The organism is Micromonospora sp. 050-3, assembly GCF_046549335.1.
Classification (GTDB): domain Bacteria; phylum Actinomycetota; class Actinomycetes; order Mycobacteriales; family Micromonosporaceae; genus Micromonospora; species Micromonospora trifolii.
In genome coordinates this window covers 827,631-846,503 of sequence record NZ_JAJPVX010000002.1, presented here as the reverse complement: position 1 = coordinate 846,503, position 18,873 = coordinate 827,631, and the positions used below count along the sequence as shown (strand labels likewise).

General features: G+C 71.6%; 14 protein-coding genes. 5 read left to right on the top strand and 9 right to left on the bottom strand.

Annotated features, from left to right (window positions below):
• Nucleotides 1-35: 35 nt before the first annotated feature.
• From ACLJOK_RS18900 to ACLJOK_RS18890, 3 genes are all read right to left on the bottom strand, one after another.
• A complete protein-coding gene (locus tag ACLJOK_RS18900; protein ID WP_410820088.1) occupies nt 36-1,172 on the bottom strand; it encodes a glycosyltransferase in 1,137 nt (378 codons plus the stop codon).
• Between the two features lie 116 nt (nt 1,173-1,288).
• The gene (locus ACLJOK_RS18895; RefSeq protein ID WP_410820087.1) at nt 1,289-2,293 is read right to left on the bottom strand and encodes a glycosyltransferase family 4 protein; all 1,005 of its coding nucleotides are present in this window, start codon (nt 2,291-2,293) and stop codon (nt 1,289-1,291) included.
• The gene (locus ACLJOK_RS18890) at nt 2,290-2,463 is read right to left on the bottom strand and encodes a hypothetical protein (RefSeq protein ID WP_238661919.1); all 174 of its coding nucleotides are present in this window, start codon (nt 2,461-2,463) and stop codon (nt 2,290-2,292) included. Before ACLJOK_RS18890 ends, ACLJOK_RS18895 begins: the two co-directional genes overlap by 4 nt.
• Nucleotides 2,464-2,886: 423 nt before the next feature.
• Here ACLJOK_RS18890 and ACLJOK_RS18885 point away from each other — a divergent pair, with 423 nt between their 5' ends.
• Nucleotides 2,887-4,068, top strand: a complete 1,182-nt coding sequence (locus ACLJOK_RS18885) for a low temperature requirement protein A (protein WP_410820086.1) — start codon at nt 2,887-2,889, stop codon at nt 4,066-4,068.
• A 7-nt stretch (nt 4,069-4,075) separates the two neighbouring features.
• Here ACLJOK_RS18885 and ACLJOK_RS18880 read toward each other — a convergent pair whose 3' ends face one another.
• From ACLJOK_RS18880 to ACLJOK_RS18870, 3 genes are all read right to left on the bottom strand, one after another.
• Nucleotides 4,076-5,107: a medium chain dehydrogenase/reductase family protein gene (locus tag ACLJOK_RS18880; RefSeq protein ID WP_410820085.1), complete on the bottom strand. Its 1,032-nt coding sequence runs from the start codon at nt 5,105-5,107 to the stop codon at nt 4,076-4,078.
• Between the two features lie 89 nt (nt 5,108-5,196).
• On the bottom strand, nt 5,197-5,739 hold the full coding sequence (locus ACLJOK_RS18875; protein ID WP_387172617.1) for a TetR/AcrR family transcriptional regulator: 543 nt from the start codon (nt 5,737-5,739) through the stop codon (nt 5,197-5,199).
• 106 nt (nt 5,740-5,845) lie between these two features.
• A complete protein-coding gene (locus tag ACLJOK_RS18870) occupies nt 5,846-6,727 on the bottom strand; it encodes a helix-turn-helix domain-containing protein (protein WP_410820084.1) in 882 nt (293 codons plus the stop codon).
• A 132-nt stretch (nt 6,728-6,859) separates the two neighbouring features.
• On the opposite strand from ACLJOK_RS18870, the gene ACLJOK_RS18865 reads away from it, so the two are divergent.
• Nucleotides 6,860-7,726: an oxidoreductase gene (locus tag ACLJOK_RS18865; protein WP_410820083.1), complete on the top strand. Its 867-nt coding sequence runs from the start codon at nt 6,860-6,862 to the stop codon at nt 7,724-7,726.
• Here the strand turns inward: ACLJOK_RS18865 and ACLJOK_RS18860 are convergent.
• The gene (locus ACLJOK_RS18860; RefSeq protein ID WP_410820082.1) at nt 7,723-9,315 is read right to left on the bottom strand and encodes an MFS transporter; all 1,593 of its coding nucleotides are present in this window, start codon (nt 9,313-9,315) and stop codon (nt 7,723-7,725) included. The two genes, ACLJOK_RS18865 and ACLJOK_RS18860, sit on opposite strands and share 4 nt — an antisense overlap.
• Nucleotides 9,316-9,418: 103 nt before the next feature.
• Between ACLJOK_RS18860 and ACLJOK_RS18855 the strand changes: the two genes are divergently transcribed.
• Nucleotides 9,419-9,898, top strand: coding sequence for a winged helix-turn-helix transcriptional regulator (locus tag ACLJOK_RS18855; RefSeq protein ID WP_410820081.1), 480 nt, complete (start codon nt 9,419-9,421; stop codon nt 9,896-9,898).
• 371 nt (nt 9,899-10,269) lie between these two features.
• Here the strand turns inward: ACLJOK_RS18855 and ACLJOK_RS18850 are convergent, their stop codons facing one another.
• Nucleotides 10,270-10,530, bottom strand: coding sequence for a hypothetical protein (locus ACLJOK_RS18850; RefSeq protein ID WP_410820080.1), 261 nt, complete (start codon nt 10,528-10,530; stop codon nt 10,270-10,272).
• A gap of 421 nt (nt 10,531-10,951) precedes the next feature.
• Between ACLJOK_RS18850 and ACLJOK_RS18845 the strand changes: the two genes are divergently transcribed.
• The gene (locus tag ACLJOK_RS18845) at nt 10,952-14,029 is read left to right on the top strand and encodes a S8 family serine peptidase (protein ID WP_410820079.1); all 3,078 of its coding nucleotides are present in this window, start codon (nt 10,952-10,954) and stop codon (nt 14,027-14,029) included.
• A 97-nt stretch (nt 14,030-14,126) separates the two neighbouring features.
• Nucleotides 14,127-16,598 (top strand): ATP-binding protein, encoded by a 2,472-nt coding sequence (locus ACLJOK_RS18840; RefSeq protein ID WP_410820078.1) that lies wholly within the window; start codon nt 14,127-14,129, stop codon nt 16,596-16,598.
• Between the two features lie 51 nt (nt 16,599-16,649).
• On the opposite strand, the gene ACLJOK_RS18835 is transcribed toward ACLJOK_RS18840, so the two are convergent.
• Nucleotides 16,650-18,863, bottom strand: coding sequence for a glycoside hydrolase family 27 protein (locus tag ACLJOK_RS18835; protein ID WP_410820077.1), 2,214 nt, complete (start codon nt 18,861-18,863; stop codon nt 16,650-16,652).
• Nucleotides 18,864-18,873: the final 10 nt, after the last annotated feature.

Here is an 18,873-nt window from a genome sequence, read left to right as displayed (position 1 = left end):
ACGCGTCGACGTCCGAGGGCGTCCGGTGGTCGCCGTCACGCCGGCACGGCGCTGACGGCGGGTGAGCGGGCGTCGAGAAGCTCTCCGGCCAGGGTGTCGTAGCGGGCCGCCACCGCAGGCCAACGCAGGTGCGCGGCCAGCGGGCGGACCCGTCCGGCCAACCGGGCGGCCAGGCCCGGTTCGATCAGGACCCGCCGGATCGCCTTGGCCAGTGCCGCCGGATTCTGGTGGGGTACGACCAGACCGGGCCCACCGGTCAGCAGCTCGACGGCGTGCGGGAACGCCGTCGCCACGACGGGCACTCCGGCGGCCACCGCTTCGATGAGTACCCCCGAGGTGACCTGTTCGCGGGAGTCGTAGGGCAGGACGACCACGTCGGCGGAGCGGATCAACCGGCCCAACGCCTCCTGGTCGTGGTAGACGTCCTGGTAGTCGACGGCGTGCGCGACGCCCAGCTGGGCACCGAGCTGGTGCAGCCCCGCCCGGTACGCCTCACCGTGGTGCTCGATCACCTTCGGGTGGGTCCGCCCCGCCACCGTGTAGGTCGGAGTCGGTTCCAGATCCTGCAACCGCGCGAGGGCCCGCAACGACCACTCGATGCCCTTGCCCGGCCCGAGCAGCCCCCAGGTCAGCAGGTGCGGGCGAGTACGCCTGTCGGCGGGTACACCGGCAAGCTCGGCCGCGCCGTGCGGGATCACCGTCACCTTGCCCGCTGGCACGGCGTACCCGACGAGCAGCCGGTCACGGGCTGTGTCGGTCATCGTGACAACCGCCCCGGCGATCGCCACGATCTGCTCCAACAGGGACTTCTGCCGGACCGACGGCTGGCTGAGCACCGTGTGCAACACCACGATGCTCGGCACGCCGAGCCGCCGCAGCAACGGCAGGACCTCCTCGCCGTCGGTGCCGGGGTAGATGCCGTACTCGTGCTGAACGATCGCCACGTCGTACGCGTTCAGAGCGGCCGCCGCCTCCCGCCATCCGGCCGGGTTGCGCGCCGACCAGGTGTGCACCACCCCGGGTCCGGGCCGCTGGTCGTCGCCGTGATCGGTGACCCGGACAATGCCGCTGCGGGTGCCGTCGGCGGTCAACTGGGCGGCGAGGGCCGCGTTGAAGGTGGCCAGTCCGCACCGGGTCGGTGGGTGGGTGCTGAGGAATCCGTAGCTGGGCATGAACGTCGGGCCTTCCGATTGTCGGCCACCGCAGGAGTACGGGTGAGCCTCACGCGGGAACGGCGCACGCCCGGTCAGCGTGTGTGACCGGCGGAACGGAGAGCGGTGAAGTTCAGTCAGTTGCGGGCGAGCTTGTCGTAGACGGCGAGATAGTCGGTGACCATCCGGTCCGCGCTGAAGCGCTTCAGAGCCCGCGCCCGACACTCCACCCGATCGAGGCCGGCGGCCCGGGTGATCGCTTCGACGGCCTGGTCGACGGTGGAGACGAGGAGGCCCGTAACCCCTTCGTCGACGACCTCGGCCATGGACCCTCGCTTGTAGGCGACGACCGGGGTGCCACAGACCATCGATTCCACTACCGACAGCCCGAACGGCTCGTCGAAGGCGATCGGGTGCAGCAGTGCGGTGCTGTCACCCAATACCTCGGCTCGCCGCCGCGGACCCACCGACCCGAGGAAGACGACCTGATCGCCGTCGATGTGCGGGGCAACCTGTTCGGCGAAGTACCGCTCGTCCTGCACGATCCCGCAGATGGTCAGGGGCCGGCCGGCGCGGCGGGCGATCTCGATCGCGGTTTGGGTGCCCTTGTCCGGGTGAATCCGGCCGAAGGCGGCCAGCCCAGGACCGGCCTCGTTGGTGAACGGCAGTCCGGCGACATCGACGCCGTGGTAGACCGTGGCCACGTAGTCGAGCTCCGGCGCCCGGTCGGCGTCGGAGATCGACACGTACGACGAGCGGGCTCGGCCATAGGCGGGCAGGATCCCCGCGCCGGAGAAACCGTGCACTGTGGTCAGCAGCGGCGCGCGGCAGTGTTCCGCGAACGCCAGGGGCAGCCAGTCCAGGTGACTGTGCACCAGGTCGAACTCCGCCGAGCGGGCCATCGCGTGGGAGACGTGCATCGCCTCCCACACCCGACCGTCCAGGTCCGGGTCGTCCGCGTACCCCCGTGGGCAGACTCCCTCGAGCTGGGCGGACGTGACGGAGTCCAGTGTCGCGAAGAGCGTCACGTCGATCCCGCGGCTGACCAGCCCCTCGGCGAGCAAGCCGGTCACCTGTTCCCACGGGCCGTAGTGGTGCGGGGGCGTACGCCAGGCGACCGGTCCGAGCAGCGCAACCCTCAAGGGGACGACGCGTCGACGAGATCAGCTGGGTTGAGATTCAGGGTGGCGAGCAGCCCTGAGTGCTTGGCCGGGTCCACGCGCTCCGGCAGCTCGCGCTCGACCCAGTCGGCCCGGGCCTGCTGGCCCCGGTCGCGTAGTGCGGTAACGATCCGGTCCCTGGCGATCCTCATCTGGTACTCCCCTGGTTAAGGTGTTCAAAACGATCATTCGCACGGACAGTGGCGTGAACGCGCAGGTCGCATCCGGACCTTCAGCCGTCCCAGCCGGGTTGAACGGCGAATCCGACAGCCGAAACGTGGTCGGCGATCAAACAGCACGACCAGCAGGTGGCGGCGATGGGGATGACGATCGATAACGCCCCTGATGGGGCTGGTGGCGACGGCATCTGACGGCCACCGGGGTCCCGGGCGACGTGTCCACCGTACGCCCTCGGGGCATCGGGCTGCACACGCACCGGAAGCCGGGCCTTTCGGAATGTGCCCTACAGCGGCGCCGACCGACCCACCCGACGAAGCCAACTCCGCCGCTTTGTCCGATTTGCAGTCAACATCTCACTAGCATTGAGGGCCCAGAGTCGCGTAGGCGGGCACCTGATGACGACCGACCAAGCGGTGGGCCTGACCCGCGAGGATGAGGGGCCCCAGAGGGCGACCCTGTTGGAACTGTTCCTCGATCTGGTGTTCGTCGCCGCACTCGCTCTGACGTCACAAACCCTGGCGCAGCGCCTCGACTGGGTCGGGGCCTTCGAGGCCGCGGTGCTGCTGATGGCCATCTGGTGGGTCTGGGCAGCCAACGCGCTGGCAACCGAACTCCACCGCCCCGGCCGGCGCCTGATCTTCGCCATCACGGTCTGGGTCATGTTCGGGACGATCCTGATGGCGGGTTCGCTGCCCGGAGCCTTCGCCGAGCACGGCCTCGTCTTCGCGGGCGCGTACGTGGCGATTCAGGTGGGACGTGGCACCTTCCTCGTCGCCGCGCTGGGCGGCCACATGGAGCAGCAACGCTCAGGTCGGCTCATGTTCTGGTTCGCCGTGTCCGCCGTGCCGTGGCTAGCTGGCGCTCTGGTGGGTGGTTCGGCGCGGGGCCTGCTGTGGACCGCCGCGCTCGCCATCGACTACGGAGCCGCCTGGCTCCGTCACCCGACGCCGCTAATCGGCCGTCTACCCACACCTGACTACGCGGTGGCGGCCGACCACCTGGCCGAGCGCTACCAGCAGATCTTCACGCTCGCCCTCGGCGATCTCATCCTCGTCATCACTCTGACCTACGCCGCCCACGACCTGACCATCGACCGGACGGCGGCACTCCTGGTCGGGTTCGCCGCTGCCGTACTGCTGTGGCAGATCTACGTCCACCGCGCCGGGGCTCTGCTGAAAGCCGCCATCGAGACCTCCCGGGACCCGGGCAGGTTCGTGCGGTCCGCGCCCAACACCCACCTACTCATGGTGGCCGGCATCGTGGCCGCCTCCGCGGGCTTCGAAGCCGTCATCGCCCACCCCGCCGAGGAGGCGTCGCCGTGGTTGATCGGCGTCCTTCTCGGCGGGCCGGCGTTGTTCCTGCTTGGACGCGCCAGGTTCGAGTACGAGGTGTTCAGCCGCGTGTCGCCGTCTCGACTGCTCGCGCTGCTCGCGTTGGCGGTCGCGGGACCCGTCCTGAGTCTCACCCCCGCCCTGGTGGCCGGCTTCGCCGCAACCCTGGTACTCGCCGGGGTCGCCGTCACCGACAGCATCCGGGCCCATGGGCGGGCGCCCGAACCACCAATGCCCTCGACCTAGTCGATGATCAGGGCTCCAGCACCACCTTGCCAGCCCGGCTGCGGTTCTCGGCGAACACCAGTGCCGCGGAGACCTCGCTGAGCGGGTAACGGGCGGCGATCTGCGGCACGATCACTCCCTGCCGCAGCAGGTCGAGCACGATGCCGAGGTCGGTGCGCAGGCGACGGCGGAACGCGGCCCGCCGGGTGAGCTGACCGGCCCAGAAGTTGTAGAAACCGGCCCGGTGGCCGTTGGGGAGCGCGTTCCAGGTGTAGAGGCGGGTCAGCAGCTTCACGAAGACCCAGACGACCGACTGCCCGGTGCCGACGGCGGCGGCATTGCCGTAGACGACCAGCTTGCCGCCGGGGGCGAGCAGGGCGTACGAGGTGCGTACGCCCGGGCCGGCGACCGGGTCGAAGACGGCGTCGACGCCACCCGGCGACAGCTCGCGGACCCGCGCCGCCATGTCCGGGTCCCGGTAGTCAAGCGGTTCGACGCCGAGTTCGCGCAGCCCGGCGTGGTGCCGTGCGGCGGCGGTGCCGATGACCCGCAGGCCGAGGTGTCGGCCGAGTTGGACGAGCACGCTCCCGACGCCGCCGTTCGCGCCGTGCACGAGGATGGTCTGCCCGGCCGTCAGGTCGGCGTCCCGCAGCATCTGCCAGGCGGTCACCCCGTTGACGACGACGGTCTCGGCAGCGGCGGGGTCCAGGCCTTCGGGTACGGGGGCCAGGGCGTCGATGTCGACAAGCGCGTGCGTGGCCCAGGCACCGGTCTTGGTGACCGCCGCCACCCGGGTGCCGACCAGCGCATCGTCGCCGCCGGGACCGACCGCCCGGACGGTGCCGACGAGGTCGTAGCCGGGCACGAACGGAAACTTCGGCTGCCCGGGGTAGAGCGCGTGGCGCATCTGCTGCTCGGCGAACGAGATGCCGGTGGCCTCGACCTGGACGAGCGCCTGCCCCGGGGCGGGGACGGGCATCGCGCGTCGGTGCAGCAGGAGGCCGTCGGGCTCCACCACGCCGGGCAGTACCACTTCGGTGATCGTCGTGTCGGTGCTCATCGGGGTTCTCCCTTGTTTGTAAGTGTGCACTCACACACTTGGCGGGCTGAAAAAGTGGGCCGCCGAAGCGGCCCGACAATCGGGGTCGGTCAGGGGTGGCGAATGCCTGCGGTCAGGGCACGGGCCCAGGGCTCCGGGACCTGCTCCAGGCCGGCGGTCACGATCAGGTGGCAGAGCTGGCCGTACGCGAAGAACTGCTGCACCTGCGCGTCGCTCGCGCCGGCCCGACTCTGCACGAAGGTCGCGACCCTTCGGTAGCCGGCCCGCACCGCCTCGGCGACCTCCGGGATGTCCGTGACGGCCTGCGCCTGCACCTGGAAGAGCAGCAGGTCGCGATCGGCAATCAACTCCGCATAGGCACCGCCCATGGCGTCGAGGATCTCCTCCGGGCTGTCACCCTCGGCACGCTCCGCACCCGCCTCGATCGCGTCGGCGATCCGGTCGAAACACGCCCCGGCCGCCGCCACGAACAAGCCGAGCTTTCCGGAGAAGAGCCGGAAGACGTACGCCTCGGAGATGCCGGCGGCGGCGGCCACGGCGGTGACCGGTGTGGCGTGGAAGCCGGCGCGCGCGAACACCGACACTGCGGTGTTCAGGACGGTGACCCGGCGGGCCTCGGCGGTGGATCGCATGTTTGTAAGTGTGCACTCACAAACAAGGGTCGTCAAGCCCGTCGCCCGTCCATCTGTCCGCCGAGCACCTCCCCACCCGGGCGATCCCGTAACGGCCCGGAGGGGCTCACTCCAGCGGATAGAGGCGGGCCGGGTCGCCGGGTCGGAGGCTGTCCGGCACGTCGTCCGCACTGCTCGCGGCGATCGAGCCGAGCAGCGCCAACGAGCGGGCGGACTCCGTATCGGGCTCGGCGTGGTAGATCACCAGCAGCTGCCCGTCGGCGCCCGCCACCGAGAGCTTGTCGCAGTACAGGTCGAGGTCGCCCACCTCGGGGTGGTGCAGCCGGCTGACGATGCCCTCCCGCCGACGCACCTCGTGGCGCGCCCACAGTTTCCGAAAGCAGTCGCTCTTGAGTGACAACTCCCCCACCAGCGCCGTCAACCGTGGGTCGTCGGTGGCCCCGCCCGAGTCGGCACGCATCTGCCCCACCACGCTCTGCATCGCCTGCCGCCAGTCGCGGAACAGCTCCCGCTCGGCCTGGTCCAGGAACACCGCGCGGAGTCGGTTGGCGCCCGGGGCGAGATTCGGCGAGAGCGCCCTCGCCATCGGGTTCGAGGCCAGGATGTCAAGGTAGCGATTCTGCACGAAGGCCGGCATCGAGAGCTGCCGCAGCAGGTGCAGGATGCTGGCCGGCACCCGCTCGGCGGCCGGTCGAGCCGCCCGGCGCGACCGCGCACGGCTCAGCCCGATCATGTACGCGGTCGCCTCCGGATCCAGCCGCAGCACTCCGGCGAGGGCATCAAGGACCTGCACGGAGGGGTGCCGCTCGCGACCCTGCTCCAATCGGAGGTAGTAGTCGGCGCTGATGCCGGCCAGCATCGCCACCTCCTCACGCCGCAGCCCCGGAACCCGGCGCAGGCCCACGCCCGGGCCGAGCCCGACGTCCTCGGGCCGGGTCTGCTCCCGACGGGCGCGCAGGAAGTCGCCGAGCGGGTTCGTTGCGTCCATGCCACCGACGGTAGATCGCCGGACGGCCCGGTGACTGGCTGTGTCACTACCAGGAACAGCTCGCCCTGCCGCCCGGCCGGCTGCCGGCGGACAGTCGTCGGGTACCCACTGCGATCACGGATAGAGGACGAGATGAGCGAGAACCTTCCCGGCGGTGCCCTCACCCCCGCTGACGGCCTCACCCTGAGCCGGATGGGCTACGGGGCGATGCAGTTGGCCGGCCCGGGTGTCTTCGGCCCGCCCCGCGACCGCGAGCAGGCGCTCGCCGTGCTCCGCGAGGCCGTCGACCTGGGCGTCCGACACATCGACACCAGCGACTTCTACGGGCCCGTCGTGGTCAACGAGCTGATCCGCGAGGCGCTCCACCCGTACCCCCAGGGTTTGCACCTGGTCACCAAGGTCGGCGCGCGCCGCGGTGCCGACCGCTCCTGGATCCCGGCGTTGGAGCCGGACGACCTCAAGGCCCAGGTACGGGAGAACCTGGAACACCTCGGCCTGGACGTGCTCGACGTGGTCAACCTGCGGGTAGGCGTGGCGGAGGGCACCGGCGACGCGCCGCTCGGAGCGCAGTTCACCGCCCTGGCGGAGCTGCGGCAGGAGGGCCTGATCCGGCACCTCGGGCTCAGCAACGTCACGCTCGACCAGCTCACCGAGGCCCAGGCCATCGCGCCGGTGGTCACCGTGCAGAACCTCTACAACCTCGCCAACAGGCAGGACGACGCCCTGGTCGACCGGTGCGCGGAGGAGAACATCGCGTTCGCGTCGTTCTTCCCGCTCGGCGGGTTCACGCCGTTGCAGTCCGACACGCTCGACGGCGTGGCCGCCCGACTGGGTGCCTCACCGCAGCAGGTCGCCCTCGCCTGGCTGCTCCAGCGCTCCCCCACCACCGTGCTGATCCCCGGCACCTCCAGCCTGGCGCACCTGCGGGAGAACATGGCGGCGGCCGACCTGCAACTGCCGACCGACGCCATCGAGGAGTTGGACGCTCTTACGCCCTAGTGCTGGTGCGGCCTGTTGCGGATCAGGGTGAGCGCCAGCACGGCGGTGACCAGGAAGACGACGCCGTTGATCCGCAACCCGGCCTGCACACCGGAGGTCAGTGCCTCGGCGATCGCCGCCCGGACCGGGTCGGGCAGCGGTTGGCCGCCGTTGGCGCCGGAGGCCACCGCCGCCTGCACTGCGGCACGGGTGGGTTCGCCGATCTGGTGCGCGGCGAGCCGGTCCGGCAGGTCGGCCACCATCGTGGTGGTGAGGAGCGTGCCAAGCAGGGACGAGCCGAGCACCGAGCCGACCTGGCGGGCGGCGTTGACCGCGCCGGAGGCCATGCCGGCCTGGGCGGGCGCGACGCTGGCCAACGCCGCCGCCGTCGCCGGGGCCACCACCAGACCGCTGGCCGCGCCGAACAACGCGAACAGCGCCCACCGGTCACCGAACGACGTGGTCGGCCCCTGGTTCGCCAGCGCGAAGCTGGCCACTGCACCGAGGACCAGGCCGAGGGTCAAGGGCGCTTTGAATCCGGTACGACGAATCGCGCGCCCGGCACCGAAGGCGACCAGCACGTACGCGCCGAAGAGCACAAGCATCCGCCAGCCGGTGTCCAGCGGGCTGAGCGCCTGCGCACGTTCGTGGAAGAGGACCAGCAGGATCGCCACGCCGGTGAAACCGAACAGCGACACCGCGCCGACGACCATGACAGCGCTGAACGACGCGGACCGGAACAGCCGCACGTCGAGCATTGGCGCGCTGGTCCGCAGCTCGACCAGCACGAACGCGACAAGGGCGACGACCGCGACGACCCAGGCCGTCGACACCAGCGGGCTGGTGTAGCCGACCTTGCCGCCCTGGATCAGCGCGTAGACCGCGGCCGCGATGGCGACGGTGCCCAGCAGCAGGCCGGGCACGTCGAGTCGGGCGGCGCTCGGCCGGGACTCGGCCACCCCGACGACGGCGACGACGAGAGTGACCAGACCCAGCGCGATCGTCGACAGGTAGACGCTGTGCCACTGGTAGTGCCGCAGCAGGGTGCCGGCGATGAGCGGGCCGATCGCGAGCCCGATGCCGGACGCCGCCGACCACGCGGTGATGACCTCGGTCCGTCGGTGCGGGTCGGTGAAGGTCGCGCCGAGGATCGCCAGGCTGTTCGGCAGGATCAGGGCCCCACCCAGGCCGGCGACCAACTGCCCGACGATCACCCACGCGACGGTCGGAGCGCCAGCCACGACGGCTGCGCCGACGATCATCGCGACGACCCCGGCGCCGAACATGCGCTTACGCCCGTAGCGGCTGCCCAGGGTGGCCGCAGACAGCACGACGCTCGCCACCATCAGGGTGTAGGCGCTGGGGATCCAGACCAGTGTGGTCGGGTCGACCCCCAGGTCCCGCTGGATCGTGGTCAGCGCGGAAACCGTCGCGGTGATCTGCAGGAACGTGATCATCGCGCCCAGGCACATGGCGATCAGGGTCACCGGGCGGGAGCCGCGCAAGGAGGAGCGGGCGGTGGCGGCCGGCCCGGGTGCCACCGCTCCGGGTGGGATCTTGCCGGGTGGGGTCGCTCCGGGTGGGGTCGGGGCCGTGGCGCTGGTGGTCACTGAAGATCCTTCAGGCTGGTGATCTGACTTGCGTATGCTGAAGTCAGCGCGACCCAGTGAAGCACCTGGCTAGCCTTAATGCAAGTCAGGTAGGCTGGACGGCATGGAGGACCTACGAGACGATCGTGATTCCTGGACGAGCGAGAACTGCTCGGTGGCCCGGGCGATGGACATCGTGGGCAGCAGGTCAACGGTCCTGATCATGCGCGAGGCCCTGCTCGGCACGCGCCGCTTCGACGACTTCGTCCGCCGCGTCGGCGTCGGCGAACCCGCGATGGCCGCCCGCCTCAAGGAGATGGTCGCCGCCGAACTGCTCGAACGAATCCCCTACCGGGAGCCCGGGCAGCGCACCCGCCACGAGTACCAACTCACCCGCAAGGGCCGCGAACTCCTGCCCGTCATCACCGCACTGCGCAACTGGGGCGACACCTGGGCCGCCGCCGACACCGGCCCGTCCGTCATCGCCACCCACCACGACTGCGGCGAACCGATCCGCGCAGTGCTCCGCTGCGCCGCCGGCCACGAGATCGCGGACGGCGACATCGACATCATCGCCGGCCCGGGCCTCGTCCGGCGCGACTGACGCTACGGCCCACGGCCGGACCGGCGCCCCTGCCGCCACTTAGGCGCGCGGCAACCCCGGTTCGGCAACTCTTCCTGGCCGCGAACCCTCGCCGCACCCGCCGCCGTGTTTCATCACGCACTGGACAGTGCGGCTGGCCGGCGACGGCCACCCCGAATTCGTCCCACCCGCCTGGCTCGACCCCGAACAACTCCCCCGCCGCAACCACTACCACCGACGAACGTAGAGGCAGGCGGCCGCCCGAGCAGCCCTTCAAGCCGGGCAACCACATTCGCGCGTGGCTCTGGGCGACCGGACTTGCTCCTGGTAGCGGGCCGGGCTGGCGCTGCGCTTCGCCCGCTCGACGGGACGCGGGCACCGCCCTGCCTGCTTCAGGGTGTCGCCAGCCGCCAGGCGTGGACCAGTGCCGGCACGTCGGGATACCGGGCGGCCGGCGCCTGTCTCGTTGCTCGTTCCACGATCCGGCGCTGCTCGCTGGTGCCCCGCCAGGCCGTTGATGAACCCTGCCGACCATCCCGAGGACCGCGCCGGCCAGCCGGCGAATCGAGCAGGTGGTGCAGGGTACGGCCGAGGGCGTGCACAGTGGTCCGTGCGTCGATGACCGAGCCGCGGGTGAACTCCTCCGGCGCCATGTAGCGACGTGAACCTGGCAGCCGATCCCTCGCAAGCACGAAGGGACCGGGGCGGTCCTCGTCGAGGTCGATCAGCCGCATCCGGCTGGCGGCGAAGTCGTACAGGAAGCAGCCGTCGTAGAGCTCGACCGCGACGAGGCCGGCGGCGACCCGCCTCCTCGACGCCGTAGGACAGGCATCCGGAGCCCTGGGCGTCGAAGACCACGAAGGCCGACTCGACCGACGGCACAGGTAACCCACCAAATGGCACGGATCCCCCATGTCGGCGCTCCCAAATGACGCGCAAAGTACCCGTTGTGTTACGAGCTTGTTTCCAAGATGACAGCCAGGTTACGGGTGCTTCTCGATGATCGATACCGATCCTAGGTTTCGGCCACCGTCATCAGTCGTGGCGGCCGGCACCGAACGTGGAGGCAACGACGTGCCACAACCGAACGCACATCGGACCGGACGGGCCAGGTACGGGGTCAGCATGCTGGCCGCCGTGGCGCTGACCGCGGCCGGCCTGACCAGCCTGCCCGCCAGCGCCAGCGCCGCGCCGGCGAGCAGCGGGCCGACCGCCCGCTACCTCGTCCAGCTCGCCGAGGAACCGCTGGCCACGTACACCGGCGGGGTTCCCGGGATCGCGGCGACCAAGCCGGCCGACGGGGCCAAGCTGAACCGCACGTCCGGCAGTGCCAACGCGTACCGGGAGCACCTGCGCCGGCAGCGTAAGTCGGTGCTGGACCACGTCGGTGTGCCGGCCGAGCGCACCCGCGTCACCATGGAGACCGCGTTCAACGGCTTCGCCGCCGACCTGACCGGGCCGCAGGCCGCCCGGCTGCGCGCCACCGGCGGTGTCCGCGCTGTGTACGAGAGCCAGAAGGTGCACGCCGCCACCTCCCACACCCCCGACTACCTGGGCCTGACCGGCAAGGGCGGGGTGTGGAAGAAGGAGTTCGGGGGAGACTCCCACGCCGGTGAGGGCGTGATCATCGGGGTCATCGACAGCGGTTACTGGCCGGAGAGCGCGAGCTTCGCGCCGCTGCCCAGCCCGCGCCCCGACCAGGCCGTCATCGACGCCAAGTGGAAGGGCACCTGCGACGTCGGCGTCGAAGCGCCGGTCACCTGCAACAACAAGGTGATCGGGGCGCGCTGGTACAACGACAGCGGCATCGCCGAGGCGTTCCCGGACGACTACTCCTCGCCGCGCGACCGCAACGGCCACGGCACCCACACCGCCAGCACCGCGGCCGGCATCCACGGCGTGCGGGCCACGTCGGGCACCCAGGACCTGGGCATGATCTCCGGCATGGCGCCGGCCGCGCGGTTGGCGATCTACAAGGCGCTGTACGACAACGGTGCGGGCGGCGCGACCGGCACCGACATCGACATCGTGCACGCCATCGACGACGCGGTCGCGGACGGCGTCGACGTGATCAACTACTCGATCGGTGACGACACCGAGCGGTTCGGGGCTGTCGACGCGACGTTCTTCAACGCGGCCGCCGCCGGGGTGTTCGTCGCCGCCGCCGCCGGCAACTCCGGCCCGTTCGCCAACACCGTCGACAACTCGACGCCCTGGTTGACCACTGTGGCCGCGAGCACTACCAACCGGCAGAACACTCGGAAGCTCACCCTCGGCAACGGCACCACCATCGCCGGTGTGGGCATGGGCGAGGCCGGCGTCGGGCCGGCCCGACTGGTCTTCGCCAAGGACAGCGCGATCGACCCCGACGGCGCCTACGGTGCCGGCCTCTGCGCCGACGACACCTTGGATCCGGCAAAGGTCAAGGGCGCGATCGTGCTCTGCCTGCGGGGCGAGATCCCGCGTACCGACAAGAGCATCGAGGTGGCGCGGGCTGGCGGCGTCGGCATGGTGCTGTACAACGACGAGCTGAACTCCCTGAACGCCGACGTGCAGGCAGTGCCGACCGTGCACATCAACGAGGTCGACCTGGCCACGGTCACCGCGTACGTCGCCACGGGCAACGCCACGGCGACCATCTCGCCGAGCAAGCTGGAGACGGTCGAGGCGCCCTCGGTCGCCGCGTTCTCCTCGGCGGGCCCGTCGAACCTGAACGCCGGTGAACTGCTCAAGCCGGACATCAGCGCGCCCGGTCAGGACATCGTCGCCGCGTTCTCCCCGTCGATCGGCGGCAACGACTTCGCGCTGGAGTCGGGCACCTCGATGGCGGCGCCGCACATCGCCGGTATCGCCGCCCTGCTGCTGGCCAAGCACCCCGGCTGGTCGCCGGCGGCGGTCCGCTCGGCACTGATGACCAGCGCGGTGGACAAGACCGACAAGGGCAACCCCATCAAGATCGGCACGTACGACGCGACTCCGCTGAACTACGGTGCCGGCCAGGTCGAGCCGGGCAGCGCCTTCGACCCGGGTCTGGTCTACGACTCCAACCAGCAGGACTGGATCCAGTACCTGTGCGGGGTGTCCGCCGACCGTGGCGGCGACTACGGGCTCGGCGACCTGGACGGCTGCGACACGGTCGGGGCGATCGACACGGCGCAGCTCAACTACCCGTCGATCTCGCTGGGCCGGATGGTGGGCAAGCAGACGGTGACCCGTACGGTCACCAACGTCAGCGACAAGACCAGCACCTACTCCTCGTCGGTGCAGGCACCGCCGGGCTACAAGGTCACTGTCACCCCGAAGAAGCTGCAGATCCGTCCGGGCAAGAGCGCTCGCTTTACAGTTGAGGTCACCAACACCGGTGGCGCGTTCGACACCTGGGCCGACGGTTCGCTGACCTGGCGCGACCAGTTCAAGCACGCGGTACGCAGCCCGCTGGTAGTGCACAACTCCGGGTTGGTCGCCCCCGACGCCATCACCGGCAAGGGCACCTTCGGCAGCGTCCGGATCGCCGCCGAGGTCGGCTACCAGGGTCAGCTGATCTCCCAGCTTTCCGGCCTGACCTCGGGCACCAGCAACGTGGTCACCCTCAAGGGCGACGGACCGAGCTGGGACTGGAGCACGTCGAACAACCTGCCGGTGCCGCTGCCCGCGTCGATCAGCAGGACGACCCTGCACGTGCCGGCCGGGACCCGCAGCCCACTCGTCCAGGTGACGTCGCAGCGGCCCACCTGCTCCCACATCGACTGGGACGACGAGGAGGGGGTGATGGAGTGCACCGAGTTCAGCCTCAACGTCTATGACAAGTTCGGGAAGTTCGTCACCGCCACGGTCAGCGGCCGGGACGGCGCCAAGGTGACCCTGCCGGACGGCGCCGGGGACTACATAGTGGTCGTCGAGCAGGAGTTCACCGAGAACATCAAGGACGGCGCGAACGCGTACACCGTGACCAGCTACCTGCCGGGCGCGCCGGGGACCTCCACCGGCCGGTTCACCATCGACCCGAAGCAGCGCAGCGTGCGGCCGGGCGCGACGGCGAACCTGACACTGCGCTGGTTCGGTCTCGCCCCGGGGCAGCGCTACCTCGGGGTGCTGGAGTTCCGCAACGGTGACGGCTCGCTGAAGACCGTGCCGGTCACCGTCCAGTCCTGACCGTGCCTGCAGGCCGGCGGGACGGCGTGTGACCCAGGTCACCGCCGGTCCGCCGGCCCACCGTCGCGCGGGGCAGAGGTGATCTGCTCGGCCCACGGTGATCGACGGCGGCGAGGACACGACACGGGGCGGCGGGAGCCCAGCTCCCGTCCGCCCCGAACGTCTGCGCGGGCCCGTCGAGTTCGTCGGCCGCGCGGCGGAGCTGGCCCGGTTACGCCGGCTCGTCGCAAACCCGCCCTGCCTGATCCTGTTGGAGGGTGAGCCGGGGATCGGCAAGAGTCGACTCGTCGCCGAACTGCTCGCCGAACTCCCAGGGCGGCACCTCATCGGCGAGTGCGACGACGTGCCCGAGCCCTTTCCGCTCGGCGTGCTGCTGGACGCGATCCGCGGCAGCGCCGACCGGCTCGGTCCGCTCAGCCCGGTGGCCGGCGCACTCGCGCCGCTCCTGCCGGAACTCGCCGACGTACTGCCGGACGCGCCGCCCCCGTTGGTCGACCCGGCGGCCGAGCGACATCGCCTGCTCCGCGCCGTCGCGGCGGTGCTCGCCGCGCTGAGCCCGGCCACGCTGTTGCTGGAGGATCTGCACTGGGCGGACCCGGCGACCTGCGAACTCCTCGCCTACCTCAGCACGCACCCGGTGGAAGGGCTGGCAGTGGTGCTGACCGCGCGTACGGCGACGCCGGGGAGCAGTACGCCGATCCACGACGCCCTGGCGCGGACTCCCCCGTGGAGCGTCACGCGCGTTGCGCTCAGCCCGCTGGACGCCGACGACGTACGCCGCCTGGCGGCCCGCACCCTGCGGCTCGACGACCCGCCGCAGCAGCTGACCGCCACCCTGCTCGACCGCACCGCCGGCATCCCGTTCGTGGTCGAGGAGGTGCTGCGGACGCTCGCCGAGCGGGGCGGCGACCCGTTGGCGGACGACAGTGTCCCGTTCGTCCTCCGGGACGTGCTGCTCTGGCGGCTGCGCCCCCTCGACGAGGCCACCCGGGAGGTGCTCGGCGCGGCGGCCGTACTGGGGATGACGCCCGATCAGCGCATCCTCGCCTCGGTGCTCGGCCTGGACCGGGTGGCGATCGTCGCGGCGTTGACCGCCGCGCACCGGGCGGGCCTGCTGCATGACGCCGGGGACGGCCTGCGGTTCCGCCACGACCTGGCCCGACAGGTGGTGTACGACCTGGTGCCCCGGGAGAGCCGGGAGTGGCTGCACCTACGGGTGGCGCGAGTGTTGGAGCAGGAGCTACCGAGGCCGGTGGCCCAGCTGGCGCACCACTACCGTCGGGCCGGCAGCGGGGCCGACTTCGTCCGCAACGCGGAGGCGGCCGCCGACCTGGCCACCGAGCGCGGCGACGACGCGACCGCCGCCAGTTTCCTGCTCCAGACGATGGACATCGCCGAGCTGCCCCGACCGGTACGGGTTCGGCTCGCCGCGAAGTTGGGCCGGTCGGCCATCGACGGGCTCAGCCAGGCCGAGGCGATCCCGGTGCTGGAACGGCTGCTCGCCGACCGAAGGCTGCCGCCGGGCGCCCGAGGTGAGCTGGGTCTGGTGCTCGGGCGGATGCTGCGCCAGCAGGGCGAGGCGCTGCGCGGGTACACCGAGATCGAGCGTGCCGTGCCGTACCTGCGCGCGCCGCGCCGCAAGGCCCAGGCGCTCGCGGTGCTGGCGGCCCCCGACACCGTCGTCGGCCGGCACGTCGACGACCACCTGGCCCGCTGCGCGCAGGCGGAGATCGCCGCCGCGGCCAGCGGGGATCCGGCGGCGCACCTCGCGGTCCGCATCGCCCGAGCCTCGCTGCTGCTGGAGTTGGGGGACCCGGCGGCCTGGGCGATCATCTCCGAGTTGCGCGCGTCCGCCGAGTTGGCCGACCGGCCCCGCGAGCATGCGCGGGCCTGCCTGAACTGGGCGCAGGGCGCGCTGCACGCCGGCCACCCGGAGCAGGCCGACGCGCTGCTGGCGGCCGGTCGGGCGCTGGTCGACGAGACCGGGTACGAGCGGCTGGCCTCCCTCGTGGAGGCGACCGAACTGTCACTGGACCGGGCCGCCGGCCGACTGGACGGGCTCGCCGAACGGCTCAGCCGGTTGGTCGCCAGTGCCGAGCGGATGCCGGTCACCCTGCTGGACGCGCGGGTCGAACTGGCGACAGTGCTGGCCCGTACCGCCGGCACCGCAGGCGGCGACAACGCCGAGGAATGCGCCGGCAGTGCCGAGGGGCGCGGCGACGTGGAGGCGGCCGAACGGGCGCTGCGGGAGGTGGTGGCCGACGCCCGGCGGGTCGGTGCGATCTGGCCGCTGGTGCAGGCGCTCTCGGCGCTGGCCCGGCTCACAGTGGCCGGGCGTCCGGACGAGGCCGTCCGGCACGCGGCGGACGCGCTGTCGCTGGTACGCGGAAAGGGCATCGTGGCGTGGGCCGCCGAGGCCGTGTTGGTGCTGGCCGAGGCAGCAGCCGCAGCCGGTGATCCGGGGCGGGCCGCGGGAGCGGTGGCCGAGTTGGAGGCCGGGATCGCGGGCCGGGACGCGCCGCTGGCCCTGGCCGCCCTACGCCGATGCCGGGAACTCGTCCCGGCCTGAGCCACACGCTGACGGGGTGGCGGGCCGTCAGGACGGCCCGCCACCTCTGGATCAGAGGGTGACCTGGTGCACCCGGTCGTCGACGCCGCGTACCGCCAGCCAGGCGCTGCCGTTGGCACCGGCGGCGGCGCCGGGCGCACCCCGGAACGCGTCGGTGGCGAATTCACCGCGTCGGAACCAGCCGCCCCAGGCGCCGTCGGCCAGGTTGCGCTGCCAGAGCCGGTTGTCGGCGGCCAGCGCGAACAGGTAGACCCGGCCGGAGGTGGCGAGCACTGTCGGGCTGCCGCTGGTGGTGCCGCCCAGGTTAGTCCAGGCCGACCAGGTGGCGCCGGCCCGGCTGCTCCACCACACCTCGTCGGTGCGGCTGCGGACCGCCACGTGCAGCACACCGGCGTCGTCGACGACAGCGCTCGGCCGGCCGTAGAACGGCCGGTTCTCGGGAGCCCCGACGCCGGTCCAGCCGGCGTTCGGCGTACGCGACCAGAGCTTGCCGTCGGCGCCGCGGGCGACGAGGGTCCACTGCGTCGGGTTGGTCCAGGCAACAGTGGGCGCGTCGGTCAGCGTGCCACCGAGGCTGCGCCACGGTCCCCAGCTGCCGGCCACGTAACTGCGCTGCCAGGCGCCGTTGTCGGTGCCGCGGACGAAGACGTCGAGCCGCCCGTCGGCGGAGCCGTACGCCGCCGGCTGGCCGAGGATCCGGCCGCCGACCGGGCCGCCGAGGGAGGTCCAGTGCGTGCCCCACGTCGTACCGGTGCGGGTGTTGACGGCCAGCGCACCGGAAGCGTCGCGGACGAAGGCGGTGGCGTGGGTGTCGTCCACCCGGACCAGCGCCGGGCTGGCGCTGGCGCTGCCACCGAGGTCGGCGCCGGCGACCTGGTCGGTGCCGGTCAGGCCGAGCATGGCCACCCCGTGCGCCGGCACCTCGACGCTGTACGAGCCGGTGAACGGCTGCGCCCCCGGGGTGTTCGGCTGGGCGTCCGCAGTGGTGCGGGACCACAGGTCACGGACCTTGACCGACCCGCCGAGGGCGACGTCGGCGAAGTTCACGGTGATCTGCTGGGCGCTGTCGTGCCGGTTGAGCAGCGCGACGGCCCGCTTGCCGGAGCCGGCGAGGACCTTGCTCCACACCTGCGCGTCGGTGCCGGTGTCGGCGACCTTGACACCCTGTCGGACCAGCGGGTCCTGGTCCACAGCGATGATCTCCGGGTTGGTCAGCGCGGAGATCATCTCCTTCGGCAGGCCACGCGGGTCGGAGCCGATCACCAGCGGCGCGGCCATGATGGCCCACATGCCGAGCTGCGTCTTGGACTCGTCAAGGCTTAACTCGTACCCGCCGTCGGGCAGCGGGCGCATCGGCAGCAGGTAGTCCGGGTCGTTGTAGTGCCCCGGCCCGGTGGCCGCCGGGTGGTACGCGTTGACGTCCATGTTGCGCAGCACCCACTGGTACGCCCACTGCGGGCTCGGGTCGGTGAGCCCCACGTCGGTGTAGGTCCGCCAGGAGTCGGCGATGGTGGGCGCGTACGTGTAGCTCCAGGTGGAGAGCTGTTCCGGGGTGTACGGGCCGCCGCCCCAGTCCGAGCTGACCGGGTTGCAGATGTTGAGCAGCATCGGTCGGGGCGACTGGCGTACCGCCTCGGCCAACTCCCGGAAGGTGGTCTCCGGGTCGAGGCCGGCGGCCCGGCCGCAGAGCCAGTCGGCCTTCAGCGCGTCGAAGCCCCAGCCGGCGAACTGGGCGATGTCCGCCCGGTAGTGGCCGTTGCTGCCGAGCCCACACTGCCCCGGCAGGTACGGGCCCGCGTCGGTGTAGATGCCGGCCTTCATCCCCTTGCTGTGGATGTACGCGGCCAGCGCGGCCATCCCGCCGGGGAAGCGGGCCGGGTCGGCGACGAGCTGACCGGCCTCGTTGCGCGGGGTGGGCGCGGCCCAGTTGCCGTCGATCCAGACGTAGGTGTAGCCGGCGTCCCGCAGGCCACTGCGGACCATGTGGTCGGTGACCGACCGTACTTCGGCCTCGGTGGGGTCACCACCGAGACCGAAGTAGGTGTTCCAGCCCTGGTAGGGCGTCGGGGCGAGCCCGCTGTTGAAGAAGGTCGGCGCGCCCTGGTCCTCCGCGCCGGTGGCCGTCGGGGCGTGACCGGGGCGGCCGGGCCCGTGGCCGGCCTGTGGTGGGTCGGCGTGGGGTGGGCCGGCCATCGCCGGCATCGGGCTGGCCAGGCCCAGGCCGAGCACGGCCAGGGCAGCGGTCAGCTGTCGGTTCAGGCGCATGGAGGTACTC